This window comes from Aquimarina callyspongiae (assembly GCF_034322225.1).
Taxonomy (GTDB): domain Bacteria; phylum Bacteroidota; class Bacteroidia; order Flavobacteriales; family Flavobacteriaceae; genus Aquimarina.
Genome location: NZ_JAXLPA010000002.1, coordinates 18,085 through 43,939, shown reverse-complemented (window position 1 = coordinate 43,939; position 25,855 = coordinate 18,085). Strand labels below are relative to the sequence as shown.

At 32.0% G+C, this 25,855-nt stretch carries 24 protein-coding genes; 15 read left to right on the top strand and 9 right to left on the bottom strand.

The window, feature by feature from the left end; all coding sequences use genetic code 11:
* Positions 1-8: 8 nt before the first annotated feature.
* Positions 9-437 (top strand): DUF1801 domain-containing protein, encoded by a 429-nt coding sequence (locus U0D62_RS07155; protein WP_322194960.1) that lies wholly within the window; start codon positions 9-11, stop codon positions 435-437.
* Between the two features lie 88 nt (positions 438-525).
* On the opposite strand, the gene katG is transcribed toward U0D62_RS07155, so the two are convergent.
* Complete coding sequence (gene katG, locus U0D62_RS07150; RefSeq protein ID WP_322194958.1) at positions 526-2,775, bottom strand: catalase/peroxidase HPI; 2,250 nt, start codon at positions 2,773-2,775, stop codon at positions 526-528.
* Positions 2,776-3,409: 634 nt separating this feature from the next.
* Between katG and U0D62_RS07145 the strand changes: the two genes are divergently transcribed.
* From U0D62_RS07145 to speB, 3 genes are all read left to right on the top strand, one after another.
* On the top strand, positions 3,410-3,736 hold the full coding sequence (locus U0D62_RS07145) for a hypothetical protein (protein ID WP_322194956.1): 327 nt from the start codon (positions 3,410-3,412) through the stop codon (positions 3,734-3,736).
* Positions 3,737-3,803: 67 nt separating this feature from the next.
* The gene (locus tag U0D62_RS07140; RefSeq protein WP_322194954.1) at positions 3,804-4,643 is read left to right on the top strand and encodes a hypothetical protein; all 840 of its coding nucleotides are present in this window, start codon (positions 3,804-3,806) and stop codon (positions 4,641-4,643) included.
* Between the two features lie 147 nt (positions 4,644-4,790).
* Positions 4,791-5,567 (top strand): agmatinase, encoded by a 777-nt coding sequence (gene speB, locus U0D62_RS07135; RefSeq protein ID WP_322194952.1) that lies wholly within the window; start codon positions 4,791-4,793, stop codon positions 5,565-5,567.
* A 110-nt stretch (positions 5,568-5,677) separates the two neighbouring features.
* On the opposite strand, the gene U0D62_RS07130 is transcribed toward speB, so the two are convergent.
* The 4 genes from U0D62_RS07130 to U0D62_RS07115 form a co-directional block, all read right to left on the bottom strand.
* Complete coding sequence (locus U0D62_RS07130; protein WP_322194950.1) at positions 5,678-6,010, bottom strand: pYEATS domain-containing protein; 333 nt, start codon at positions 6,008-6,010, stop codon at positions 5,678-5,680.
* Between the two features lie 9 nt (positions 6,011-6,019).
* Positions 6,020-6,391 (bottom strand): hypothetical protein, encoded by a 372-nt coding sequence (locus U0D62_RS07125; RefSeq protein WP_322194947.1) that lies wholly within the window; start codon positions 6,389-6,391, stop codon positions 6,020-6,022.
* Between the two features lie 225 nt (positions 6,392-6,616).
* Positions 6,617-8,086, bottom strand: a complete 1,470-nt coding sequence (locus U0D62_RS07120) for an SMODS domain-containing nucleotidyltransferase (protein ID WP_322194945.1) — start codon at positions 8,084-8,086, stop codon at positions 6,617-6,619.
* Positions 8,087-8,793: 707 nt separating this feature from the next.
* Positions 8,794-10,986, bottom strand: coding sequence for an endonuclease (locus U0D62_RS07115; RefSeq protein WP_322194943.1), 2,193 nt, complete (start codon positions 10,984-10,986; stop codon positions 8,794-8,796).
* A 370-nt stretch (positions 10,987-11,356) separates the two neighbouring features.
* Here U0D62_RS07115 and U0D62_RS07110 point away from each other — a divergent pair, with 370 nt between their 5' ends.
* The 5 genes from U0D62_RS07110 to U0D62_RS07090 all read left to right on the top strand — a co-directional run bounded on the left by U0D62_RS07110 (position 11,357) and on the right by U0D62_RS07090 (position 12,772).
* Entirely contained in the window at positions 11,357-11,542 is a 186-nt protein-coding gene (locus tag U0D62_RS07110) for a hypothetical protein (protein WP_322194941.1), read from the top strand.
* Positions 11,543-11,636: 94 nt separating this feature from the next.
* On the top strand, positions 11,637-11,828 hold the full coding sequence (locus tag U0D62_RS07105; RefSeq protein ID WP_322194938.1) for a hypothetical protein: 192 nt from the start codon (positions 11,637-11,639) through the stop codon (positions 11,826-11,828).
* A 140-nt stretch (positions 11,829-11,968) separates the two neighbouring features.
* The gene (locus U0D62_RS07100) at positions 11,969-12,151 is read left to right on the top strand and encodes a hypothetical protein (protein WP_322194936.1); all 183 of its coding nucleotides are present in this window, start codon (positions 11,969-11,971) and stop codon (positions 12,149-12,151) included.
* A gap of 157 nt (positions 12,152-12,308) precedes the next feature.
* Positions 12,309-12,485, top strand: a complete 177-nt coding sequence (locus U0D62_RS07095) for a hypothetical protein (RefSeq protein ID WP_322194934.1) — start codon at positions 12,309-12,311, stop codon at positions 12,483-12,485.
* Between the two features lie 101 nt (positions 12,486-12,586).
* Positions 12,587-12,772, top strand: coding sequence for a hypothetical protein (locus U0D62_RS07090; protein ID WP_322194931.1), 186 nt, complete (start codon positions 12,587-12,589; stop codon positions 12,770-12,772).
* 53 nt (positions 12,773-12,825) lie between these two features.
* On the opposite strand, the gene U0D62_RS07085 is transcribed toward U0D62_RS07090, so the two are convergent.
* The 4 genes from U0D62_RS07085 to U0D62_RS07070 all read right to left on the bottom strand — a co-directional run bounded on the left by U0D62_RS07085 (position 12,826) and on the right by U0D62_RS07070 (position 18,818).
* Positions 12,826-14,007, bottom strand: coding sequence for an acetate/propionate family kinase (locus U0D62_RS07085; RefSeq protein ID WP_322194929.1), 1,182 nt, complete (start codon positions 14,005-14,007; stop codon positions 12,826-12,828).
* A gap of 69 nt (positions 14,008-14,076) precedes the next feature.
* Positions 14,077-16,170, bottom strand: coding sequence for a phosphate acetyltransferase (gene pta, locus U0D62_RS07080; protein WP_322194927.1), 2,094 nt, complete (start codon positions 16,168-16,170; stop codon positions 14,077-14,079).
* A gap of 176 nt (positions 16,171-16,346) precedes the next feature.
* Complete coding sequence (locus tag U0D62_RS07075; RefSeq protein WP_322194926.1) at positions 16,347-17,447, bottom strand: DUF2911 domain-containing protein; 1,101 nt, start codon at positions 17,445-17,447, stop codon at positions 16,347-16,349.
* 144 nt (positions 17,448-17,591) lie between these two features.
* The gene (locus U0D62_RS07070) at positions 17,592-18,818 is read right to left on the bottom strand and encodes a peroxiredoxin family protein (RefSeq protein ID WP_322194924.1); all 1,227 of its coding nucleotides are present in this window, start codon (positions 18,816-18,818) and stop codon (positions 17,592-17,594) included.
* 251 nt (positions 18,819-19,069) lie between these two features.
* Between U0D62_RS07070 and pheT the strand changes: the two genes are divergently transcribed.
* The 6 genes from pheT to U0D62_RS07040 all read left to right on the top strand — a co-directional run bounded on the left by pheT (position 19,070) and on the right by U0D62_RS07040 (position 25,829).
* Positions 19,070-21,496: a phenylalanine--tRNA ligase subunit beta gene (gene pheT / locus U0D62_RS07065; RefSeq protein ID WP_322194922.1), complete on the top strand. Its 2,427-nt coding sequence runs from the start codon at positions 19,070-19,072 to the stop codon at positions 21,494-21,496.
* A 252-nt stretch (positions 21,497-21,748) separates the two neighbouring features.
* On the top strand, positions 21,749-23,608 hold the full coding sequence (locus tag U0D62_RS07060) for an outer membrane protein assembly factor BamB family protein (RefSeq protein ID WP_322194920.1): 1,860 nt from the start codon (positions 21,749-21,751) through the stop codon (positions 23,606-23,608).
* Between the two features lie 135 nt (positions 23,609-23,743).
* Positions 23,744-24,463, top strand: coding sequence for a hypothetical protein (locus tag U0D62_RS07055; RefSeq protein ID WP_322194918.1), 720 nt, complete (start codon positions 23,744-23,746; stop codon positions 24,461-24,463).
* Between the two features lie 9 nt (positions 24,464-24,472).
* A complete protein-coding gene (locus tag U0D62_RS07050) occupies positions 24,473-24,700 on the top strand; it encodes a putative signal transducing protein (protein WP_322194916.1) in 228 nt (75 codons plus the stop codon).
* Positions 24,701-24,705: 5 nt separating this feature from the next.
* Positions 24,706-24,918, top strand: coding sequence for a hypothetical protein (locus tag U0D62_RS07045; protein WP_322194915.1), 213 nt, complete (start codon positions 24,706-24,708; stop codon positions 24,916-24,918).
* Positions 24,919-25,229: 311 nt separating this feature from the next.
* Positions 25,230-25,829 carry a TetR/AcrR family transcriptional regulator gene (locus tag U0D62_RS07040; RefSeq protein WP_322194913.1) on the top strand — a complete coding sequence of 200 codons (600 nt, stop codon included), beginning with the start codon at positions 25,230-25,232 and terminating at the stop codon, positions 25,827-25,829.
* Positions 25,830-25,855: the final 26 nt, after the last annotated feature.

Below are 25,855 nucleotides of genomic sequence, written 5' to 3'. Positions count from 1 at the left end.
AAAAATCAATGAAAAATTTAAAGATAACGACCAATCCTGATGTTCAATCAATCTTTAATAATTATCCTGATTCTGTAAAAAACAAAATGTTAGAGCTTCGCGAATTAGTTATCGAAACTGCTAAAGAAATAGAAGAAATAACAAAATTAGAAGAAACTTTAAAATGGGGAGAACCAAGTTATTTAACAAAAATTGGAAGTACTCTAAGAATAGATTGGAAACCTAAAACTCCCGACCAGTATGCTATGTATTTTCAATGCACTAGTAGATTGATATCTACTTTTAAAATAATTTTTAAAAACACTTTTGATTTTGAAGGTAAAAGAGCCATTGTTTTTCAAGTAAAAGATAATATTCCTGTTGAAGAATTAAAGTATTGTATAAAAGCTGCTTTAATTTATCATAAAGTAAAACATTTACCTAGGCTAGGTATTTAATAAAACTTACACTATAAAAAATAATAAGGCGATCTTAAAAAAAGATCACCTTATTATCAAATCATATAACAATCACAAATTATCTAATTTATGCTACATCAAAACGATCTAGATCCATAACTTTTGACCAGGCCGATACAAAATCATTTACAAATCGTTTTTTAGAATCTTCACATCCATATACCTCTGCCAGAGCTCGTAGCTCAGAGTTAGAACCAAATATTAGATCTACCCGTGTACCTGTCCATTTAAGTTCTCCGGTTTTTCGGTCGCGTCCTTCAAATACATCTTGAGTGTCAGAAGTAGCTTTCCAGGTAGTTCCCAGATCCAATAAGTTAACAAAGAAATCATTCGTTAATATTCCTGGACGTTCTGTAAAGACACCATGTTTAGATTCATCAAAATTTGCATCAAGAACTCGTAAACCTCCTACAAGAACTGTCATCTCTGGTGCAGTCAAAGTCAATAATTGCGCTCTATCAACTAGCATTTCTTCTGCAGATGCTGTAAATTTTGTTCTTAAATAATTACGGAAACCATCACCCACCGGTTCTAAGATAGAAAAAGACTCTACATCGGTTTGTTCTTGTGATGCATCAGCTCTTCCTGGAGTAAAAGGAACAGTTGTTTCGTGACCTGCATTTTTTGCAGCTAACTCCACTCCTGCCGATCCACCAAGAACAATTAAATCTGCGAGTGAAACCTCTTTACCATCAGATTGTGAGATATTAAAATCCTTTTGGATACCTTCTAATATATTTAATACCGCTCCTAGTTGAGTTGGGTTATTAACTTCCCAGTTTTTTTGAGGTGTAAGACGAATACGTCCACCATTTGCGCCTCCTCTTTTATCAGACCCACGAAATGTAGATGCTGATCCCCAAGCTACTGATACTAATTGTGAAATCGATAGTCCAGAAGAAAGTATTTTATCTTTTAAAACTACTATATCCTTATCATCAATCAATTTATGCGATACCTTAGGAATAGGATCTTGCCAAATCAACTCTTCACTAGGTACTTCTGATCCAAGATATCTGGCAATTGGTCCCATATCACGATGTGTCAACTTGTACCAGGCACGAGCAAAAGCATCTGCAAACTCATCAGGATTCTCATAGAACCTTCTGGAGATTGGTTCATAGATAGGATCCATAATTAGTGAAAGGTCTGTTGTAAGCATAAAAGGTGCATGACTCTTTGAAGCATCATGAGCATCTGGCACTAAACCTGCTCCAGCTCCATTTTTTGGTTGCCATTGGTGTGCTCCTGCTGGACTTTTTGTTAATTCCCACTCGTAACCAAATAAGTTTTCGAAGAAATTATTACTCCATTTGGTTGGTGTTGTTGTCCACGCTCCTTCAAGTCCACTAGTAATTGTATCTCCAGCATTACCGTTTCCAAAATTATTTTTCCAACCTAAACTTTGTTCTTCTATACCTGCAGCTGCAGGTTCTCTCTCTACATATTTATCAGGGTCAGCTGCTCCATGAGTTTTACCAAAGGTATGTCCTCCTGCAATAAGTGCCACAGTTTCTTCATCATTCATCGCCATACGACCAAAAGTTTCTCTAATATCTTTAGCCGCTGCGACCGGATCAGGATTTCCGTTTGGTCCTTCAGGGTTTACATATATCAATCCCATCTGAACTGCTCCTAATGGGTTTTCAAGTTCTCTATCCCCTTCGTAACGTTTATCTCCTAACCACTCTGTTTCAGATCCCCAATATATATCCTCTTCTGGTTGCCATACATCTTCTCTTCCTCCAGCAAATCCAAAGGTTTCAAATCCCATAGATTCAAGAGCACAATTACCTGCTAATATCAGTAAATCGGCCCAAGAAATCTTCTTACCATATTTTTGTTTGATTGGCCACAATAATAAACGAGCTTTATCTAAGTTAGCATTATCTGGCCAACTGTTTAATGGTGCAAAACGCTGAGTTCCTGATCCTGCTCCACCACGACCATCTGCAATTCTATAGGTTCCTGCACTATGCCAAGCCATACGAACAAACAAAGGACCATAATGACCATAATCTGCCGGCCACCAATCTTGAGAATCAGTCATAAGTTCAAAAAGATCATTTTTCAATGCAACCAGGTCAAGAGTTTTAAATTCCTCAGCATAATTAAACTCTTCTTCCATAGGATTTGATAAAGCAGAGTTTTGACGAAGAATGTTCAATTTTAATTGATTTGGCCACCATTCGCGATTCGAGGTACCTCCTCCAGCACCTTGTTTAAGAGTTCCATTTAAAAATGGGCATTGACTCTCATCCGCTCCATGATGACTCTTTGCACCTACCGATGCATTTTGACTTGTGTTATTTTCCATCTTGTTAGATTAAAGTTTATTTTACAATCTAAATTTACAATAATATTTACTTATTATTTTTAAATATTCAATAGACAAATACTATATTAAAATAAAATCAGCTTATGCCTTATTCTAAAAGCGCGTAAATCACTTATTTACGACGGTATTATCTATTTAATGAAAACCTTAAAAATCTTTAATATTACTACCAAAGTTGATCAAACACTTCATATACAATAAACACTAATGATAAAAGCTAGTAAATGAGATGATAAGATCTGTTATCTATATCAAAAAAGGATAATCAATGACTTTTTACTTGCTATGTTACTAAATATAAAGTATCTGTAATCGCTACTATAAAAGATGTCTTTTCAACGTAGAAAAAACTTGTATAAAATACTCTTCTTAAAATTAATAAATTAAAATCAACAAAACACGGTTATCATTATAAATAATAGATCATACAATTTCATCTAATAATCTTGTAAAAAAATTATTAGAAATCATAAGTCTCTTCAGGTAAATTGGAGGATATATATTTTATAGATCATTATATTATTAAAGTAAGTAAAAAGCTTTAAATTTAATTCTTACTTGAGAATAAGTAAAATACAAATCAAGGATTGTCGTATTACATAAAACTAAAAGAATGAATTGGGAAGAAAAGCTTAAAACTTATGATGAATTAGTTGCCAAATGTTCACGATTTAAAAGAAAAGGAAAGACTATGCCTTATACTTCTGCAAACGGATATATGTTTTCCTTATTTAATAAAGCCGGAGAAATAGGTATACGATTTTCTAAAGAAGTACAGGAAAAATACATCAAAGAACTTAATACTACTTATTACAAATCATACGGAGCAACAATGAAAGGATATATTTTGATTCCAGACAAGATGCTCGAAGATCTGGATGCTCTTGCAAATTATCTGGATGAAAGCTATGATTATGTAATGACTCTTGAACCTAAATAATTAAAAAAAATATTGTGATAAGATCTTATTATATTACTTAAACAAATCATCATCATAAAACATAGTTATGTTTAAAGCAAAAAAAATCGTCTTAAGTATTATAGGTGTACTTATTATAATGATTGTTTGGGGATATTTTAATATCTGGCGCTCTCCTAAACATTATCTTGAAGTTAACAATTGCAATAAATTTAATCACATATTAAGTATGCAAGAATATGGTCAATTAGCTGACACCCATAAAAGACCATATATAATAGAACGCAAAGATGTACTAGTTTTTGGATCTGAACACATAAAAACTCCAGAGCACCAGCAAAATAAATTTATCGAAGAAGCTTTTGATATGTTTAAACCAACTGTTGTTCTTGTTGAAGGTCGTTTAGGGTTTCTTATACCCTATTTTATGGATCCTGTCAAAAAATTTGGGGAGATGGGTAAAGCATCAGAATTAGCAAAAAAACACAGCCTCCTTCTTTATTCCTGGGACCCTCCTAAAGGAAAACAACTGGATGAGTTAAAAAAGGAATTTAACCCAGAGCAATTAGCAATCAAAGAAATTCTCACTCCTTATTTTGGCAACCTGCGTTTTGGAAAACCAGAGTCTCCCGAAAAATTTGTTGAGCAATATTTACAAAGAGCTCAATGGCTAGGTGTACAAAATAAAATAAAATCCATAGATGATATAGATCGAATCTGGAAAAGGGATTTTCCTAATGAAAAAGATTGGAGAGATACTGATGATCAATGGGGGCTTCCTGGCTATCTATCAGAAATAGCTGATACTTCTAATTTAATTAGAAATCAATATTTACTTTGCGCAATTAAAAAATTAACAGCGCAAGGTGAAAAGGTATTCGTTGTTTGCGGTAGTAGTCATGCAGTTTGTATTAAAAATGAGATTTGATAATCTCATTTTTCGTAATAAATTTGTTAAGGATACATTTTAATGCTCAGCCAGTATTATAGAAAATATAAATCATATTCTTATGGAAGAATAACTTAATAATAGTGTTCAAAAACTTATTAATTTTTCACAAATAGACTAAAACCTATGTCCAAAATACTAATACAAGGAATTCAGTATGACGAGAAGTCTTCATTTCAAAAAGGACCTGCACTAGCTCCTCCTCTTATTAGAGAAATTCTTAATTGCGGTTCTCTTAATCTTTTTGCCGAAAATGGAACTACTATTGAAAACTCTGAAATAATAGACAAAGGAGATTTTGAGATTTCTGAATATTTTGAGATTGAAAAAATAACACAAAGACACTTAGATCAAGATTGTAAAATTTTGACACTTGGAGGAGATCACTCTATTACCTTTCCTATTATAAAAGCTCATCATAATAAATATAAAGTATTAGATATTTTACATATCGATGCACATTCAGATTTGTATGATAATTATGAAGGAGATCCTTATTCTCACGCTTGTCCTTTTGCCAGAATTATGGAAAATGGATTTGCAGCTAGATTGGTACAAGTAGGTATCAGGACTTTAAATACTCATCAAGCTGAACAGGCAGAAAAGTTTAATGTAGAAATTCATCAAATGAAAGATTTGAATATATCTGATATAGGCACGTTCAAAAATCCTTTATATATCTCTTTAGATATGGATGGGTTTGATCCTGCATACGCTCCTGGTGTGTCTCATCACGAGCCTGGAGGTCTTACCTCAAGACAGGTTATAGAACTGATACAAAATATAAATACAGAAGTTATAGGTGCTGATATTGTAGAATACAACCCTACCAGAGACTTTCAAAATATGACTGCTTTTTTAGCAGCTAAGATGATGAAAGAAATAATTGCTAAGATGGTTTAAAGATTAAGATCTATGATTCTGCTTTCTTATTTAAGATAAACAGTTAATTAACGTTAGTTATAAATTCTACATAATTCTTTATTTATTGATCAGATATTAACATTGCATTTTTACATTGCCTTTCTTTGCAATACATCTTTAATATTTTGTGAAAATGTATAAGGTTCTCCATCAATTTGTCCTACTGTACATTGTACCACAAAACTTCCCCAGGCTTTAATATCTATTTCGAATTGATTATGCTTTGATTTAGCAATACGAGTTCTGTTTTTAAAACTCTTATGTAGTTCGTATTCTACATAGGTAACCTTTTCTAATTTTTCATCAAATTCTTTTGATTCTATACGTAATATAATTTGATAGTGCTTTTTTCCTTTTAACCTGAAAGTAACGGGTTGGAAATTAGTATTTAGAATGGCTATTAGGTTATATTTCTGTTCCATGATCTCTACTTAAAAGGATTCTATATCTGTATCTTCTTCTTCTGTTGTAGGGGCTTCGCTATCCAACAACTTTAATTTTTCTTCGGCTTCTTTTAATAATTGTTCTGCATTTGATTGCGCTACTTCACTACCTTTATTTCCAAAATAATAACCAATTAATGTAGTTAATGCACCACCTAACAACAAAAATCCAGTATTAAAAATGTCTAACCATATCTGACCTTGCTCAGAAGATTTATCACCAGGAGTACCAGAAAACAGACTGGCTGCCTTGTAAAGTACAAATGCCAAAAAAGCACTAAATACAATTAACACTATATAAGCGATAGCATTTGTAGTTTGCGTATTTTTTTTGGACAAATAATCTCTAATGTTTTCCATTTTATACTATAATTTGGTTAATCAATCATTCAGTTGTAACCGTAATAATTCAGTTATATTATTCTTCCTCTAATCTACAAACAAATTGTAAATCTAAGATATGATGAAGAAGATTTTATAAAATCCTAATTACATTAACCAATACAACAACAAAAAGCCTCACAAACGACAAAGCATTTATAAGGCCGGGCATTACACAATAAGTTAAAGTTTGTATTTAGTTATTTAGTTTTTAAAATTCATCAGATTAGGAACATCTTTTTCCATATAAAATTTATTTCCTTGCCACACCGGAAGATTTAATTTTGAAGCTGCAGAACCTGATACTTTTTCTTTTATCTCAATTGATTTATTAAGTGCTTTTACTGCTTCAAGGTATCCTTTACTAATAAACAGAGATGTACCTTTATAGAGATTAAATAAGCTATTTTGTAATTTATCTTTTCTTGTTTGAAGTACAGAAATATCGACATTGCTGTTATTAAGGTCATCCAATAATTCATCGTATTGTTCTCTTATATCAGATAATTGTAAAGCAGATTGTTTATGTTTTCTTATAACAGATCCCAAATTAGATTTCTGAATATACAGATTAACTAAAAATAACATTGATGATATCCCGAATACAATAAGTCCTGTATTAAGTTCATTGGTATACCCTATAGTCATAACACCCATCACCATAATTAATCCCAAACAGATCTGAAATGCTTTTGCTACATAGCTTTTTTTGATAAGAATATTAGCACATCTAATCTGAGTTTTACGCATCAAAATTATCTTATCTAATTGTTTTCTAAGTTGCGAATCCAATGCTATAGATTCTGGAAATTTACTTCCAAATACCTCTCTCCATTTTTGTCTTGCTAACCAACACTTATTGTTTTGTTCTAAATTTATGGCGCTCTCTGCTTTATGATAAGCGATAATAGCTTTGTATCTAAAATTATCAGGATTCGATATTTTTTGATTACTCGCTATCACACTCCAAACAGTTTGAGATGCGTCTAAATCTTTTAGGTATTTAAAAAAATCTCGACACATAATATCATAACAGGAATACGATTCATCTTTGCGATCCCACTGAATCAAAAAATTATACACAAAAGTATCGAGAAGAATATCTTTAATAGATACTTTACAATGTCTTTTCCAGGCATGTACCATTGTACATAATCGCGCGAGATTGTTATTAGTTATAGCGTTACCAAAATTCATGGTTTTGATTTGTGCTATTGGATCGATTATCTCCCATTTTCTGTTGATCGTATTAGCATATGTATAGCTTTCGTCTTTATTTCTAAATACTGGTTGGATATAAAAGCACAATTTATCAGAAAAGTTTATCTCAATACTCCTACCAGTTGCGTCTATCTTTGCATTAGGGTAAATCTCTGCGATAGATCTTTTTATATTATTAAGGAAGGCAGACTGGCCCTTTTTGCCATAGTTATCATACTTATCTCTGACCGCACTGGGCATTTCAAAAATCATCTCAATGTCATTTGCCCAAACATTTGCTGTCTGCCTTCCAAAATTACCAACATAGATTCCCCCATATGTTGAATTTAAATTCCAATAATCCTTATTTAACTTTTCGCAAATAGAGTTAAACCTAAGAGATATGATAGCATTTTTCTCGTCAGGTATTCTCAGGTTATAACAAAACGTATTAAAGTTAGCTGAAACACTCATAATTCTATAATTTCTTTTTCATAGCAATTTTTATAATCGGTCACACATCTGTCAATCTATATTCATAAAATATATTATACAACAGATGTATTGCTTCAGAGGATATATGGAAATTTGTTACTTTTTTCTGTCTTTCAAACCCTATTAGGGGTTATAAACATGTGTAAGAAAAAGATTATTAAGTGCTTTGTATACCAATTACAATAAATATTCACTCATTTACATTTAAATCTTACCTAGCTTGATGTATCATTTTAAGTAAAAACGCAGATGTAGTTTTATTCCATTTTTATTATTTTAATCATTAAATTGTTTATAATAAAAGTGACATATCCTATTCACTTCTACGAATGTACGAATTAAGTCACAAAGTTGTATACGGTAAACCCGTAATAAATTAGGGGAAACATCCCCCAATTATACTTTATAACAATCTAAAAACAAGTGTTTTACTTGGTTTTTCATAAAAACAAACAATAATGTTAAAATTCAATATTTAGTGAAGTTAAACTAGTAAAAACAAATAAAATAAACGATTAAATACAAAATAATAAGTTAAAAAACGCAATTTATGATAAATTACATTCACAAAACTTATTTTAAAAATAACTCTTTTTTTTCTTTGTTTCTAATAATGATCCATATTATAAAAATTGCCTGAAATTCAAATTTCAGGCAACTTCTATAAAATATTCTTAACATTTTAATTATTCCTTTGTAAACTTTTTTGTAATGGTTTGTTTTTCATCTGATAACGAAATAAAATACAATCCAGATGTTAATGTATTTAATTGTAAATTTTCATTTTTTAAATGACCTTCTTTTACAATTTGTCCCAAATGATTAACAATCTTAAATGCTACGTTTTGTTGTACTGTTGATTGGATAAACATGTTATTTTTAACAGGGTTTGGGTAAAAATAAAAATCAAAGACTCCTAATCCTTCATTGCTATTTAAAAAGTTTTTTGAAGAAGCGCCTACACAGAAGTTTTTTACTTCTTGAGATCCAAAAGATGCTCCAGAGGCTAGTGTGGTTCCCGATCCATTTGTCAAAGCATAAGAACCATTACCATAACTACAACAGATTCCATCTCCGTATACATCTTTTATCGTTAATGTATAACACCCTTCATCCAGAGTTCTTGATATATTAATAGTAGAACCATCTGCTTGGGATCCATAAGCACCTCCTGAATACACAATTTGATTACTTGCATTTTTAATTTCCCAACTTGTTTCTTCTGGATAATTATCAAAGGTAATACGAAGATTAACCTCATCAGTTGTAGAACCTCCTCCACCTCCATTAGTAGAAAGATCTATTTCGTCCACAGCCATATCTCCCTGCCAAGTAGCACCTGTTACTCCATTAAATCGCAATTGTACTTTTTTACCAATATAATCTACCAAATTAATATTTGCTGTTTTCCAAGAATTACCTTGATTACCAGATATACTCCATACTGATGACCAGGTTGTTCCATTAAGACTAGCTTCTACGGCAAGACTTCCCATATTTGAAGCACCGTATAAATGATACTTGAATGAAAATACCGCTTGCGTTTCACTTGTTAAATCAAAACAAGGAGAATATAAAATGGCTCTTTTATTCGAATAATTTGGACTAGAAGATTCCATATACATATAGTAGGATCCTGAAGCAGCAGCACTTGGACCAGTGTTGTTAGATGGTGTACCTCCAGAACGTCGATCCCAGTTAAAGTCGTCAGAGGAATTCGCCTGACTCCAGGCACCAAAATTGGTTTCAAGATCTTCTTTATAAGGAAGAGTTGTCACTGTAGAATTACAGAGGTTATTTCCTCCACTCTGTGTTGTTATATTTACCGTATTACTATTTGATGACACATTACCTGCTGCATCTTTTGCACGTACATAAAACGAATAACTTGTATCTGACGTTAAACCAGATACTGTATAACTAGTTGTTGTAATAGTCGTTAATAACGATCCGTTTCTATAAATATCATACCCCGTTACGGCCACATTATCGGTAGATGCACTCCATGATAATTCGGTACTAGTTTCTGTAGTATCAGAAGCTATTAAACTACCTGGAACAGTTGGTGCAGTAATATCATCTCCTCCTCCAGTATCACCAAATCTATCTTCTGCTTGAGGACCTCCCCAAATCTTTGTAGCAAATGCAGGATTATCAATAAATGGGTTTCTATTACCTTGAATATTTTCTAAAATAGGATTACGTTGTAATTCTAATGTAGATACCGGATCCTCAGCGTTCCATTCTAAAAACAATTGAAGCATATTATTATCGCTTGAAGCTACTGTACCAACTCCAACATTAGTAGGTAAACAACGATTACCATATCTTATATACATATACATCATCATCCGCGCTACATCTCCTTTAAATTCATCTCCTGGATACCAATGTCCTTGTGATGTAGTATTTGAATTTCCTGAACCATCAGCAAATTTTCTATTACCTCTTGAGGAATTTCTACTTACATCAGCTGGCCTAAGGTGATGTGCATCAGCACCTGGTCCTGAAGTACCTAAATTAGGGTTTCCTAAAGATTTAGGATAGACATGTTCTCTATTCCAATCAGAAGATCCTCCTCCATTATTATTAACTCCTCTGGTTCTATCTGTATTCAAATTTCCATCGGTATCATTATACCCATACACCAAAACTACCTTTGATGAATTTGTAGGATCTAAATCGGTTTGTTTTAAAGCATCCCATACTCCAGGTGTATATGATAAAAATGTGGTATGAGTATTAGTGACTTTTGTTGCTAATTCATTTTGCAATGCTTGTCCCGATAAAGTAAGATTAACATCGGTATAATACCCTGGGATTTGGCTATAACCATATAGCGAAATCAAAGCTATTATCCTTATTACTATTTGTTTCATTATGTTGAGTTTTAGTTTGTTTATTCGGATTCGAAGCTAAAATTATTTCATAAAACCAGCCAATACTCCATGTTACTAAATCATTATGTAGATTGTTGACAACCTGAAAATTAGCTTCAAAATACAATTTAACCAATTGATAATCAATAAAATAATATCTTAAAATAATGTTAATAAGTTATTTCTTACATTTTCTATCGCAGTTATATCAAACTACCTTCTAATACCTAAATAGTTAATAAACCATGTAATTTTTAAACAAATACCATTCATGATTACAATTAAAACTTACTTTTTTTGAGCTTTTTGTGTAAATGATTTACAATATTTTGATTTACATTTAAAGACTAACTTAAATACATTACACAAAATGAAGAAGATCTTAAATTTAACAGGGGTTCAAAAATTATCCAAAGACGAACAACAACAAATCAAAGGTGCTGCTTTTCGCGCTACTTGCTGCCCTAGTGGTAGAGGTTGCCTGATTAGTTTTGGCGGACAAAGTTTCTGTGAACCGGGATTCTGTGACCGTTGGGGAAGATGTATCTTTTTTTAAAATACACCTAATTAAAAATAAAAAGCAAGCTTAAAAGGTTTGCTTTTTTAATGTTATTTATCTCAAAATACCAACTTAAATATATTACGTAAAAATGAAGAAAATCTTAAACCTAACAGGGGTTGAAAAATTAAGCCGAGAAGAACAAAGTCAAATAAAAGGTTCACGTGCCTGGATTTCTTGTTGCCCAACCGGAAGAGGTTGTCAAATTAGTTTTCCAGGAGGAAGTTTTTGTGAGCCAGGGTATTGTGACCCATACAGACCTGGACGTTGTATCCTATATTAACAAGACACAAATCTTAAAGCCTAAAAAAGGTAAACTCAAAATAAGTTTACCTTTTTTTTAGCTACTCTAAACAGTATAAAGTAAAAACAAACACTGCTTTTTTACTTTATTATTTTAATACTAACTTAAATATTTACATCATGAAAAAAATCTTAAATCTTAGTAACGTCAAAAAATTAAGCAAAGAAGAGCAAAAGTCCATCTCAGGAGCTGGAACATCTATTAGTTGTTGCGGTAGAAACAAATGCCGTATTAGTTATCCAGGAGGAAGTTTTTGCGAACCTGGACGTTGTCTAACTTGGGGAGGATGTATTCTATACTAATTCTTTGAAGTCATTCAAATATTTAAAACCAGGCTTATAAATAAGCCTGGTTTTTTATTTTATTCTATAAGAATCGATTATCTTTTTTAAGTTTTTCATGTGATTGATTTTAAACACTTTATCATACATTTAAGTACTAACTTAAATATAATTATAAATGAAGAAAATTTTAGATTTAAACGGTATTAAAAAACTAAGCAGAGAAGAGCAAAAAGAAATTAAAGGATTAGCAGGTAGTAGAGGCATTTGTTGCCCAAGCGGAAGAGGTTGTCTAATTGCTGGTTATTGTGAACCAGGAATTTGCTATGGATGGGGGCGCTGTGCTTTTCTTTAAAGTCTAATGATTATTCAATTTGCTATTTTTTTATGAAAATGATAAGATTTCTTTACAGAATTTTGGATTACATTTAAGAACTAACTTAAATATAATTACAAATGAAGAAAATCTTGAATTTATCAGGTATTCAAAAACTTAGTAAAGAACAACAAAAAGAAATCACTGGAGCTGCTCGACCTAGAGTTTATTGCGGTGGTCCGAGACAATGTTGTATCAACCACGGTGGTAATGAGTTCTGTGATTATGGATATTGCATGCCAAACGGTAATTGCATTTGGGCATAATCCACTAAACCTATCTAAGATAAAAGGATGTAGTTTCTACATCCTTTTTTTATTTATAACAAATCAAATGATTGTTTAGCTATTTCTAATTCTTCATTAGTAGGAATAACAAGTATTTTAACTTTTGAAGATTCTTTACTAACATCTCTTATTTCTTTATTACGTATATTATTTTGTTCTACATCTAGATGAATTCCTAAAAATTCTAAATCCGTACATACCAACTCTCTTATAGTACTAGAATTCTCGCCTATTCCTGCTGTAAAAACAATAGCGTCAAGTCCGTTCATTATTGTAGCATATGAACCAATAAATTTCTTTATTCTATATGCATTCATCTGTAACGCTAACTTACAATCCTTATTTCCTTTCTGTGCTTGGGCTTCAATATCTCTAAGGTCACTATAACCTGTTAACCCTAACATTCCACTGTTTTTCTGCAAAAGTGCATTTACCTCATCCAAAGAATATCCTAAAGAATTAACCATATAAAAAATTACTGCAGGGTCAATATCACCACTTCTTGTACCCATTATTAATCCATTCATTGGAGCAAACCCCAAAGTATGATCAATACTTTTTCCATCTTTAACAGCTGTCATACTACAACCATTTCCTAAGTGAATTGTAATTATTTTGGACTGTTTGTCTTTGATATATTCTATTGCCTTTTCAGATACATATTTATGACTGGTTCCATGAAAACCGTATAAGCGTATATTATTCTCATCTAAAAACTTGTTTGGAATAGCGTATTTATAAGCTTCTACAGGAATAGTTTGATGAAAAGCCGTATCAAAAACCGCTATTTGATGAGCTTCTGGAAAAATAGTTTCGGCTACTTGAATACCTTCAAGATTTGCAGGATTATGTAGCGGAGCTAACGCTGAAAGTTTCTCTATTTTTTGTTTTACTTCAAGAGTAATTTCTACAGTTTTTGTAAATGTGCTTCCTCCGTGCACTACTCTATGACCAACTGCTTGAATCTGTGAAGAAGATTGCAGCACTCCAATCTCATCATCCATAAGATACATTGCAATAAGCTCGAGTCCTTTTTTGTGGTCAGGAATAATTTCGGTCTTTTCAATTTCGTTAACTTCTGTTTTATACGAAATTTTTGGATTCTCCAGGCCAATACGCTCTACCAATCCTGAGCAAATTACTTTTGCCTCTGGCATTTTAAATAATTGAAATTTTATTGATGAACTTCCAGAGTTTAATACGAGTATTTGCATATTTTTTTTGAAATTAAATCCTTAAGAAATTATAAAAAACTATTTTATTTTTAAATCTAAACTACACTTTTACAAGCCCTGCGCTTGAATTGCAGTAATTATAACTGTATTATAAACATCATCTACGGTACAGCCTCTACTAAGATCATTTACAGGTTTATTTAACCCTTGTAACATAGGTCCTATTGCCAGCGCTCCTGTTTCTCTCTGTACTGCTTTGTATGTATTGTTTCCGGTATTCAGATCCGGAAAAATCAATACACTTGCTTGTCCTGCCACTTCAGAATCAGGTAACTTGCTTTTTCCTACTCTCATATCTACCGCAGCATCATACTGTATTGGTCCTTCTATTTTAAGATCAGGGCGTTTTTCTTTAACGATCGCTGTAGCTGCTCTTACTATTTCTACATCTGCTCCTTTTCCTGAAGATCCAGAAGAGTATGATAACATTGCTACCTTAGGTTCTATCCCAAAAGCTGCCGCAGATTCTGAGGAAGAAATAGCTATTTCTGCTAATTGTTCTGCATTAGGGTTAGGATTAATTGCACAATCCCCAAACACAGATACTCTATCCTCAAGACACATAAAGAACACCGATGAAACCACTTTAACATCTTGTTTAGTTTTTATAAATTGCAGTGCAGGTCTGATCGTGTGTTGAGTTGTATGAATAGCTCCTGAAACCATACCATCTGCGTGCCCCTTATAAATCATCATAGTCCCAAAATATGATACATCTGCCATCATATCTTTTGCCATATCAAGATTCACATTTTTATGCTTTCTTAATTCATAAAATGTTTGCACATAATCATCATAATAAGGCGATTCTGTAGGGAAAATAATACTCACTTTATCAAAATCAATAGGTATATCCAACTTCGTTGCTTTACTCCTAATCTTTTTTTCGTTTCCTATCAAAGTGATATCTACAACATCAGAAGCCAGTAATCTCGAAGTAGCTCTTAAAATTCTTTCATCTGAACCTTCAGGTAATACTATATGTTTCTTATGTTTAAGTGCACGCCTCAATAGTTTATATTGAAACATACTTGGTGTAATACCATCTGATTTAAATGTCACCAGTTTTTCTGCCAACCTATCTTCATTAACATACTTTTCAAAAGTACTAATGGAGGTGATTATTTTTTGAGGATTATCAGCGTGAATTTTAGGCTTTATAGCGCCAATCTTATTAGTAATTGAAAAAGTACCTGAAGGCACAGAAATAATTGGAGCAGAAAGAGACACTCCTTCAATAAGTTTTAAAATAGGTTCTTCGGGAATAATTCCTCCTGTCAAGATAATTCCTGAAATTTTAGGGTAATTATCCGAAATATTTGCTTGTAATACTCCTAAAATAATATCTGCACGATCACCGGGTGTGATCACTAAACTGTTTTCTTTTAGATGTGTTAGATAATTACGAAGTTGCATTGCTCCTACTCCAAAACTACCTGCTTGATTATTTAAATATTCTTTTCCAAAAAGGACTTTACCATCAAGTTCTTTTACAATCTCTTTTATTGAAGGGTTACTTAGAGAATTAATTTTTGGTATAACTATCTGTTCTATCTCATTATCAAAACTATTAGCAAGCTCAGATCTCAGCCCTTCTTCGTTACTTAGATCTACTTTATTACCTACTAAAGCTAGTACATCAACATCTTTACTCCTAAAGGTATCACAAGCAAGCTTGATATTACCCACGATTTCATCATTAGTCTTATCAGCACCACTAGCTACGATAATTGCAGGAATCCCAAGGTTCTTTGCTATAACCACATTGATATCAAACTCTATAATACTACCTTCATCAGAAAAATCTGTTCCTTCTACCAATATAAAGTCAAACTTTTCTTCCAGGTTTTTGTATTTCTGTATAATAACATCAATAATCTCATTAGGCTTACCCTGGTTATATTTCTGAAGAACTTCACTTCTGGTAAATGCATAGGCATTTTTAAAGTTTATATCCAGTTCAAAATGCGATATCACGGTATTGATATGGTTATCTACTTCTCCCTCTGCGGGATCATCAATGATAGGTCTAAAGTATCCCACCTTGGCAACCTTACCAAGAAGCATTCTCATCATTCCTAAAACTACAATAGATTTACCACTATTAGGTTCAATAGTAGCTACATAGACTGCTTTACTCATGTATTAAATTTTGGTACTACAAAGATACGTTATACCCGTAAATTAACATATAATCATTAGGTTATATAGGTTCTTTATTCGAAGTCAGAAAAAATTTAACTCCTCTATAATCAAATCAACAAAAAAAGGCTCAGAAAATTCCTGAACCTTTTAATAACTCGGTTTATTTTTGACACCTAATTGATGTCTTCTCCTTTTTTAAGCTTTTCAAGATCTCCGTTAAGTCTTCCTTTAAATCTATCAGGAGCATTACCTAAGGAGGTGTTTATTGCCTTTATAGCATTTTTATAATCTCCTTTAGCAGAATATGCTCTTGCTAATCCATAATTTGAAGGCCAAGCCCCTTTATTATTTTTCACATTGTTTTTCAACACTTCTAATGCCTTATCTTTCTGGCCCTGACCAATCAAACCATTTCCTAATTGAAACACTTGTGTTGCATTTCCAAGTTTAGCAGCTTTATCTACAAATGTCATCGCCTCATTCGCTTTTCCTTGTTTTGCTAAAATCTGAGATTTTAAGGATAGATTACCAAAAGTTTCTTTACTAAAAAAGTTTCCACTAATAGAACCATCAACCCATTCTAGTGCCTGATCCAAATCTCCTGCGTTAAAAGCATAATTTGCTGCATTATCCCAATTAGATTGAGTAAATCCGGCAGAACTACGTAGATCATCTTTGATCCCTTTCATTACAATATCTTTTACATTAACTTCTATCTTAAAAGGAATTTCCTTTTTCTCCCATCGTAATGCAGCTACCGTACTGTTTGCTTCAAATGAAGGGAATACGTATGTTAAAGTCTCTGTATGATTTGTTTCTTTGGTTTGAACATCTACTCGAAGCGCATCTTCCTTCTCGTCATAAAAATAGCTTCCCCAGGAAGTAGAGTTATTAGAGAGTATAATAGTAGCTCCCCCATCTTCTTTAACTGCAATATGAAGCCCATATTTACCAGCTTTGATATCTTTTCCTTCAATCTTTACATCATGAGTAAACTCAATAGTCGAATTTGTATTAGCACCAGCTCTCCAAGGCGCTGCTGTCGAAGTACCAAAACCCAGATTGTTATAACCATAAGGCACTAGTTTACCCCAGACTTCACGTTCTTTTACACTCGGTCTTCCATAATCTATAGTAATATCTGTTACACCTACTCGTTGTGTAACTTTGGCTCTCTGACTTGCTTCGGGAGTATTGAGCTGTGCACTTAAATTAATAGTAAACAGCAACATTGTACTAGCAATGCACGTTTTAATAAGGTTGAAATGTTTCATGTGATTAACTTTTTGAATAATTTATTTAACTGACCACGTAAAAAAAGAATTACGCTTCTAACAATATTAAAAGGTTATTCTCAATTCTGATGTTACGGTAGTGTTAAACTAAAATGGAAAGTCATAATTGATTGTTAAACAGCGTTATTCATTTAACAACTGATTAACAAACCCTTCAAATTCCTTCTTGAAATCTATATATTTCTGACCAGTTGCAGGACCATTAAATCCTGTATGAATTTTACGTACTTCTCCTTTTTTATCAATAAAAACAGTAGTAGGGTAAGAAAGCACATGATTAAGCATAGGTAGTTTTTCTTGCGCTTTTTGTTTATCTGATGTACCGTATTGAGCTAATAAAACAGGGTATTCTACTTTGAGTTTACTTTTTAACCTATTTATAGATTTATAAGCCCTTTCTTCTGTTTTTGCATATTCAAAAGCTAGCGATACGATTTCAAAATCTTTGTTTTTATTTTTATTATAAAAATCAACATAATACTTAGTTTCATCCATACAATTTGGGCACCAGGTACCCATAATCTGAACTAACACTACCTTATCTTTAAACCTATCATCGCTTAGGGATACCACATTACCATCTGTATCAGGAAAACTAAAATCAAATCGATCATATCCTTTTTTAATAAAGGTTAAAGAATCTTCTGATGGCAACTCATATTCCTCATTACGTTTTGCAACAAATGGTTCTTTCCAGTGATTTCCTGAATAAAAATTTCCATTTAAAGTACTATCAGTAACCTGAGCTGTAAACAAAAAAGCATGGGCTCCATCAAAGGCAGATAGTTCTAATTGATCTTTATTTAATACGCCTTCCAAAAACCTATAATCTCCTGTTGTTGTTCTAAACGTTCCTGTAACAATATTACCATTTTGTTTAAAAATACCTTTTGCTATATATTTATCTTCTTCAGAATTTGGGCTAAAGACAGTTTCCCAATTACCATTAATATCAGATAAAGGTTTCGAAGTGATATCAAATCGATCTTGTTCTCCATACACTGCTTTAAAAGGTACTACTCTATCCAGGCTTTCTTTAATAAAGCTTCCCGAAATTGTAGTAGAATCTATAAATTTTCCAGCTACATAACCTTCAAAAACCGGAAATTTTATAGTAATAGAATCACCTTTTACTTCTACTTCATCAATATTTATTACTTCTTCTGCATTGAAAATTTTTAATGTTTCATCCTCCATCACTTCTATTAAAAACGGAAGTTCCTTATTATCCTGAACTTCTAAAGTCGCTCTCCAGGGACCACTTTTAAGATGTAGGCTTTTATCAGTTTTTTCTTCCTGACAAGAAAATAATAGAAACCCTGTTAAAAAAAGAAGGAATATATTTTTCATTATTAAAGTATTTACGAAGGTGAAATTTTGTTGTGAAAGTAAAAAAACCAAGCAGAACAAACTAATAATGCCATTTAATTTATCGATTATTAACTTTTACAATGATTCCTCTATTTACAATTTTTAAGATTATCTATAGTTTTTTCAGAAACTATAAAGTTCTTGTATTTTTTTACATATAAGGCTTCTATACAATTTGTAACCTCTATCCAATATATTATCTTTACCGCCTGAATTTAGAAAGATCACAAATGAAAATTTCATATAACTGGTTAAAACAATTTATTAACCTTGATTGGGAGGCAGAAAAAACAGGAGAACTCCTTACTGACTTAGGGCTTGAAATAGAAGGAATTGAATCCTACCAAAGTGTAAAAGGAGGACTTGAAGGAGTTGTTATTGGACAAGTCTTAACTTGTGAAAAGCACCCTAATGCTGATAAATTAAAGGTTACTAAAGTTGATTTAGGGCAAGATGAACCGGTTCAGATTGTTTGCGGTGCTCCTAATGTAGCGGCAGGACAAAAAGTTCCTGTAGCAACTATCGGCACAAAATTATATGATGCTGAAGGTAGAGAGTGGGTCATTAAAAAAGGGAAGATCAGAGGAGAAGAAAGTCACGGTATGATCTGTGCTGAAGATGAATTAGGATTAGGAAGTGGTCACGATGGTATTATGGTCCTTGATGCCGATATAGCAGTAGGAGCTTTGGCTTCAGAAGTATTTGATATTGAGAATGACTCTGTTTTTGAAATTGGATTAACTCCAAATCGTGCAGATGCTATGGGACATTGGGGTACTGCCCGTGACCTTAAAGCCGGATTATTACAAAAAGATATTAACCTAGAACTTATAACTCCTTCTGTTAGTAATTTTCATGTAGAAAACAGAGCTCATAAGATTGATGTAGAGGTTAAAAATTCAGAATTAGCGCCTAGATATTGCGGAGTAACCATTTCTGAAATCAAAGTAGATGAATCTCCTGCCTGGTTACAACACCGTCTTAAAGCTATTGGGCTTACTCCTATAAATAACGTAGTAGATGCTACTAATTATGTTTTACATGAATTAGGGCAACCATTACATGCCTTTGATGCGCAACACATAGAAGGAAATAAGATCGAAGTAAAAACTCTGGAAGCTGGTACCAAATTTATCACATTGGATGAAGTAGAGCGTGAATTACATCAGGAAGATCTTATGATATGTGATGCTAATAAACCTCTATGTATTGCAGGAGTTTTTGGTGGCATCAACTCGGGAGTTACCGAAAAAACAACCTCAATATTTCTTGAAAGTGCATATTTTAACCCTGTAAGTGTTCGTAAAACAGCAAAAAGACATGGACTTAATACAGATGCCTCTTTTAGGTTTGAGCGCGGTATCGATCCTAATGCTACTGAGTATGCCTTAAAAAGAGCAGCTCTTTTGATTCAAGAACTTGCTGGAGGACATATCAGCAGTGAAATCACTGATATCTACCCTAAAAAGATTGAAGACGCTCAGGTATTTTTATCATATGAGAATACTACAAAACTTATCGGAGAAGAAATTCCGCCAGAGACAATAAAGAGTATCTTGACGTCACTAGAAATAAAAATTAATAGTGTTACTGAGTTAGGTATAGGACTAACCATACCAGCATATCGTAATGATGTTACAAGAGAAGCTGATGTAATAGAAGAAATCTTAAGAGTATATGGCTACAACAATATAGGTTTCACTCAGAAACTAAACGCATCCATCTCTAACATTGATAAATTCTCTGATCACAATGTACAAAATACTATTGCGAATCAATTGGTGAGTCAGGGCTTTTATGAGATGATGGCCAACTCTTTGACCGCTCCTGAGTATGTAGAATTAAGTGATCAATTAAATGCAGAAAACAGTGTAGAAATGCTTAATCCGTTAAGTAATGATCTGGCAGTAATGAGACGATCCATGTTATTTTCTGGTTTAGAGGCAGTATCCTATAATATAAACAGGAAAAGAGCTGACTTAAAGTTATTTGAATTCGGAAAAACGTATCACCAGTACGAAAACAACAGGATTGAAAACAAACATTTAAGTATTTTAATCTCTGGAAATAAGTCTAAAGAAAGCTGGAAAGTTGAGCAGCAAAAAAGTGATTTCTTTTATTTAAAAGGTGTCGTTTCTGCAGTATTAGACCGTTTAGGTATAAAAACTTCCAAAACATCACCTATAAAAAATGATGTATTTGCAGAAGGTGTATCATTAAGCCTAGGAAAATCCAAACTGGTAGAATTTGGTATTGTTAAAAAATCAGTTCTGAAACACTTCTCCATCTCGCAAGAAGTACTGTATGCAGATTTTGACTGGGATACTATTTTAGAATTTGCAAAACGTAATAAAGTAAAATTTAAAGGGATTCCTAAATTTCCTGAAGTACGAAGAGACTTTGCTTTATTATTAGATCATTCTGTATCTTTTGAAGAGATTCATACTATTGCCAAACAAACCGAAAAACAATTATTAAAAGATATTAATTTGTTTGATGTATATCAAGGTAAGAATCTTCCTGAAGGTAAAAAATCCTATGCAGTGAGTTTTACTTTACAGGATGAAAACAAAACACTTACCGATAAACAAATCGACAAAATTATGAATAAGCTTCAAAACAATTTTGAAAACAAATTAGGAGCTGAATTACGATAAACTTAAAAGTACAACGCATTTTTTGTCATTTTAAAAACTGTCAGAAATATGCGTTGTGCTATTTAATAATTATACCTAAAACTATAATTATTGATTCATTAGTCATTTCTTTTCTAAAAAGTTGCATAAAAACTATCAGAAACGGATAGGGAATGTTTTCTAAAGAATTTATACTTTTAAATTTTTAAAAATGTTAGTAAAGAGGTAACATTTTGCTTCTTTGTGACATTATATAATAAAACTATACTTAACATGAAAAAAAATTACCTAATTACCCTACTCCTGCTAATTTCAGTTTCTTCATTACTATCTCAAAATCAATTATGGCAAGTTGATCTTAAGGAATCACTTTATGAAGTTGGTTGGATCAAGCAATCTAATGATGGTACCATCATCGCTTCTGGAGCAAAAGGCCTTATTGGTTTAAATAATCTCACAGGAGAAACTAAATGGCACAATAAAGAACTAAAAGCAATAGATAAGAATACCTTCTTAAATATTGATGGACTCCCTTTATTTTATGTAGAATATACTCCTTTAGCAGGAAAAACTCGTGGTTTAATCATAAATTCCAGTAATGGAAATGTTGTGTTTGACACAAAAGATGACGGGTATAAAATCAGAAATTTCACATTATTTGCTGATAAAGAATTAATTCTTTTTGAACTAATAAAAGACAAAGAACAATATTTAATGTCTTTTAGTCTTAAAACCTGGCAAAAGAACTGGGCTACTTCTTTAGGCGAATCCAAAGGTCTTTTACAAAAACTAACCAAAGCTTCTTTTATCAATCACGGTCCTCATTTTAATAAAGAAAATAATATTATTTTAGGATTAAAGGATAAAATATATGCTCTGGATATCAAAACTGGTGATGTCATATGGCAAAACGAAACAGATAAAAAAATCAAAGCTCTTGTATATTCTGAAGTAAACAACAGTTTATATCTAGGTATCAAAAAATCCAAAAAATTAACTGTACTTAACCCTTCTACAGGGGAAGATATCACTCCAGGAAAATTAAAATTAAAAGGTACATTAATAGATGTGAGACCTGATGACAGTAACAATCTTATACTGGTAGAGACTGAAGGTTTTAATATTATCGATCCACAAACCAATGAATTTAAGTGGAAGAAAAGTTTTAAAATTGAACATCTTAATGAAGTTATCCCTCATGAAAAAGGTTTTGTAGCAATTGGTAAAGACGAGAAAGATGGGACAATTTCTTTAGTTGATAATGATGGTAAGAAAATCTGGACAAGTAAAGTAAAAGGATATTCATACTATGTAAACCCTACTAAAAAAGGAATTTTATATGTATCCACAGAAAGATCTAATATCTTAGATTATGAAAAAGGGAAAGATGTATGGGATAAAGATGTGAAGTTTAAATCTATCCCAGCAGTAACCTATGATGAGCAGGAAGATAAAGTAATCTTATTCGAAAATAAAAAAGGATATAAATTCGATCTAAATACTGGAAACATTGATTTATTTGCTGAAGATGTTGCACTAGAAAATGTAAAGAAAAAAACTCCATTAGTAGCAGAATATATTAGTGGTGCAGGATATTTACTAAACACAAGTCAGCATATTTCATTTTTATCTTCTTCAGGAGATTTAGGTTATTCAAAATATTACGATCCCCCAAGTTCTGTGGATGGATTTCTTAAACTAGCCCAAACAGGATTAGATATCGCAGGTGTAGATCTTGACATCCAGGGATCTTTGGATAACATAAATACATTAACAGCCTTATCTAATGGAGCCTACGTTAGATCAAAAGATCAAACTGATGGTACTACAGAGACTAGCCTTATTGCTGGTATGTATGTAGGTCCAGATAAAAATAATATGGCTACAGTTTTTGAAATCACAAAGAAAAGATTCTTTAATTCTAAAGCTATTCGTACTCATAAATTTATTGTTGCTAAAATTAAAAACGATAGTGGCGCAAAGCACTACATATATATGATCAACAAGAAATCAGGTGCCATAGATACGCAAATCGAATTATTAGACAAAACACCTAATTATCTTATCGATGAAATCGATAGTGTGATTTTTGTGAATGAGAAAAATCATCTAATATCTTCTCATAAGTTTTAAAAAAATATAGATCGACAAAAAGGAGCTATCTAGATAGCTCCTTTTTTTTATTATAAATCACCCCAACAACTGTAACAAGTTCTTTTTGTAATCCTAAGCTTAAATCCTTAATTTAGTGAAGCTAAAGAAAAGGAAATGAAATTCTCCAGGACAAATATTCAAGATAAGTTAACTAATCAAAGAAAAAAGGAGTTTGACATATCTTCATGGAAAAAGCAGGTTAAAACCATTTTTTCACAAGATATAAATCACGAAAAACGAATACTTCAAAATTTAAATACCTCCAATAACAAAACAAGTAATTCTTTTAACTTTGACCTTTTGGAGACCGATAAGATTTATCATCTAGATCATATCAAAAAGATCTGTATAGATTATCGATTACGATTTTTGGATTCAAAATATTTTAAAGGAAAACTACCTAAATCCGCAATTTCTGCAATTGACGAACTTGAAAAAAAGCATAAAACCGAATTACAAGGCTTTAAAATAATAGCTCCGTCAAAATTATTCAAACTAGAGAATGCTGATGATCCTTTATTATTTTTTCCTATGGGGAATGATTATTTTTATTTGATACATAAATGGGGTAATGATCTCCATCCCTTACGTAAAACTATAATGTGGTTTTTTAAAAGTTTTGAGAATCTGTTAATATTGACTTTTTTAATAAGTCTTTTGATTACTTTTATGGTTCCGGATGGGTTATTTACAAAAGAGAATACAACCTCTACATTTATAATGATATTTTTATTTATGTTTAAATCGGTAGCAGCAGTAGTACTGTTCTATGGTTTTGCTTTGGGTAAAAATTTTAATACTGCAATCTGGAATAGTAAATATTTTAATGCTTAAAACAACTTTATGTTTCCTGAAAGTGAATATGAACGTGTCTATACCGGTAGTTTAATTAATGTACAGTTTTTACAGACTTTACTTCAAGACAAAGGTATTAATTCTATAACTCGAGATGATATGAAATCAGGCATGCTAGCCGGTTTTGGCGGTGGTATCCCGGATCATATTCAACTCTTTGTAAAAAAGGTTGATATAAACGAAGCCATACCTATCATAGAAAAAAGCATCTCATAAAAAACATGAAAGAAGAAGAGGAAGAAGAAAACAAAAATCCGCGTAGGACCTGGGACTTAATGATCGGAATTGCTTTGGTTTTATTTGGCAGTTTACGTCTTTACACTAGAATACAAACAGAAACCGGATGGGGTATTAATAAGATAATAACAGTTTCTTTTATCCTATATGGAGTTTTCCTTATTTATAGGCATTTTCAAAGTTCCTCAAATAATTAAACCTTTTCATAAGAGGTTTTACTTCTTACATACTATAAAATAGTAAGGTATTTTATCCCCTTATTTCTTATTGCGAAATATAATCTTTGGTTTATTCGTTTAGTAAAAAACCCAATTAAGTGTTATGTTTGGGGACTTATACTTTTTACCCTTTGAATTTATTGTAATAAAATGCTCTTTTTTCATCTCTGTTTTCTGAGGTAAAAAAACTTAATTTTCTTTTACAGTAAACTCAAACAACAAATGGTATTAACTTTTTTACATCAAGCTATACAAATAATTATAGCTTAATCTTTTATGATTTATTATCTATGGGAAGAAAATCTATTGCGAAAGACAGAAAGGAAAAAAACAAAAAAGTAGAAAAATGGACACAAGCTTTGCTTCCAAAATTAAAAAATGCTGATCTAGGTAACCTCACTATGGATAATCTGGCTATTTTAATGAATAAGAGCAAGTCTACAATCTATCAATATTTTACTACCAAAGAAGAAATATTTGAATACATTACCCAGGTTAGAGTAGATCAGTTAAACACCTACAAAAATGAAATTTCGGGAGATAACCTACAATTAGATTATCATTATCAAGCATTAGCGAGTATCTTAACAGAAGGCGCCAAAGATATATCTCCTATTTATCTGAAACAATTACAAAAACACTATCCTGATGCCTGGAAGATCATTGAAGATTTCTTAAATGAGTTATTAATAGATCTTAAACAGTTTTATGTTTTTGGGATAAAAAATGGCTTATTCAAATCAGTTTCTGTAGATCTTTTGGCCAAATTAGATGAATATTTTATTATGCAGTTAATCACTGATCATTCATTCTTTAGCCAGACCAAAGAGACTATGGAATCCGTTATAAAAGATTATATGTCCTTAAAATTTGAAGGATTAACAAAATAGTAATACAAAAAAACCTGCAGTTTTGC

Bases quoted from the DNA above. Each gene is read 5' to 3' on its own strand.
- U0D62_RS07155 (WP_322194960.1), top strand. From the start codon at position 9: ATGAAAAATTTAAAGATAACGACCAATCCTGATGTTCAATCAATCTTT.
- katG (WP_322194958.1), bottom strand. From the start codon at position 2,775: ATGGAAAATAACACAAGTCAAAATGCATCGGTAGGTGCAAAGAGTCAT.
- U0D62_RS07145 (WP_322194956.1), top strand. From the start codon at position 3,410: ATGAATTGGGAAGAAAAGCTTAAAACTTATGATGAATTAGTTGCCAAA.
- U0D62_RS07140 (WP_322194954.1), top strand. From the start codon at position 3,804: ATGTTTAAAGCAAAAAAAATCGTCTTAAGTATTATAGGTGTACTTATT.
- speB (WP_322194952.1), top strand. From the start codon at position 4,791: ATGTCCAAAATACTAATACAAGGAATTCAGTATGACGAGAAGTCTTCA.
- U0D62_RS07130 (WP_322194950.1), bottom strand. From the start codon at position 6,010: ATGGAACAGAAATATAACCTAATAGCCATTCTAAATACTAATTTCCAA.
- U0D62_RS07125 (WP_322194947.1), bottom strand. From the start codon at position 6,391: ATGGAAAACATTAGAGATTATTTGTCCAAAAAAAATACGCAAACTACA.
- U0D62_RS07120 (WP_322194945.1), bottom strand. From the start codon at position 8,086: ATGAGTGTTTCAGCTAACTTTAATACGTTTTGTTATAACCTGAGAATA.
- U0D62_RS07115 (WP_322194943.1), bottom strand. From the start codon at position 10,986: ATGAAACAAATAGTAATAAGGATAATAGCTTTGATTTCGCTATATGGT.
- U0D62_RS07110 (WP_322194941.1), top strand. From the start codon at position 11,357: ATGAAGAAGATCTTAAATTTAACAGGGGTTCAAAAATTATCCAAAGAC.
- U0D62_RS07105 (WP_322194938.1), top strand. From the start codon at position 11,637: ATGAAGAAAATCTTAAACCTAACAGGGGTTGAAAAATTAAGCCGAGAA.
- U0D62_RS07100 (WP_322194936.1), top strand. From the start codon at position 11,969: ATGAAAAAAATCTTAAATCTTAGTAACGTCAAAAAATTAAGCAAAGAA.
- U0D62_RS07095 (WP_322194934.1), top strand. From the start codon at position 12,309: ATGAAGAAAATTTTAGATTTAAACGGTATTAAAAAACTAAGCAGAGAA.
- U0D62_RS07090 (WP_322194931.1), top strand. From the start codon at position 12,587: ATGAAGAAAATCTTGAATTTATCAGGTATTCAAAAACTTAGTAAAGAA.
- U0D62_RS07085 (WP_322194929.1), bottom strand. From the start codon at position 14,007: ATGCAAATACTCGTATTAAACTCTGGAAGTTCATCAATAAAATTTCAA.
- pta (WP_322194927.1), bottom strand. From the start codon at position 16,170: ATGAGTAAAGCAGTCTATGTAGCTACTATTGAACCTAATAGTGGTAAA.
- U0D62_RS07075 (WP_322194926.1), bottom strand. From the start codon at position 17,447: ATGAAACATTTCAACCTTATTAAAACGTGCATTGCTAGTACAATGTTG.
- U0D62_RS07070 (WP_322194924.1), bottom strand. From the start codon at position 18,818: ATGAAAAATATATTCCTTCTTTTTTTAACAGGGTTTCTATTATTTTCT.
- pheT (WP_322194922.1), top strand. From the start codon at position 19,070: ATGAAAATTTCATATAACTGGTTAAAACAATTTATTAACCTTGATTGG.
- U0D62_RS07060 (WP_322194920.1), top strand. From the start codon at position 21,749: ATGAAAAAAAATTACCTAATTACCCTACTCCTGCTAATTTCAGTTTCT.
- U0D62_RS07055 (WP_322194918.1), top strand. From the start codon at position 23,744: ATGAAATTCTCCAGGACAAATATTCAAGATAAGTTAACTAATCAAAGA.
- U0D62_RS07050 (WP_322194916.1), top strand. From the start codon at position 24,473: ATGTTTCCTGAAAGTGAATATGAACGTGTCTATACCGGTAGTTTAATT.
- U0D62_RS07045 (WP_322194915.1), top strand. From the start codon at position 24,706: ATGAAAGAAGAAGAGGAAGAAGAAAACAAAAATCCGCGTAGGACCTGG.
- U0D62_RS07040 (WP_322194913.1), top strand. From the start codon at position 25,230: ATGGGAAGAAAATCTATTGCGAAAGACAGAAAGGAAAAAAACAAAAAA.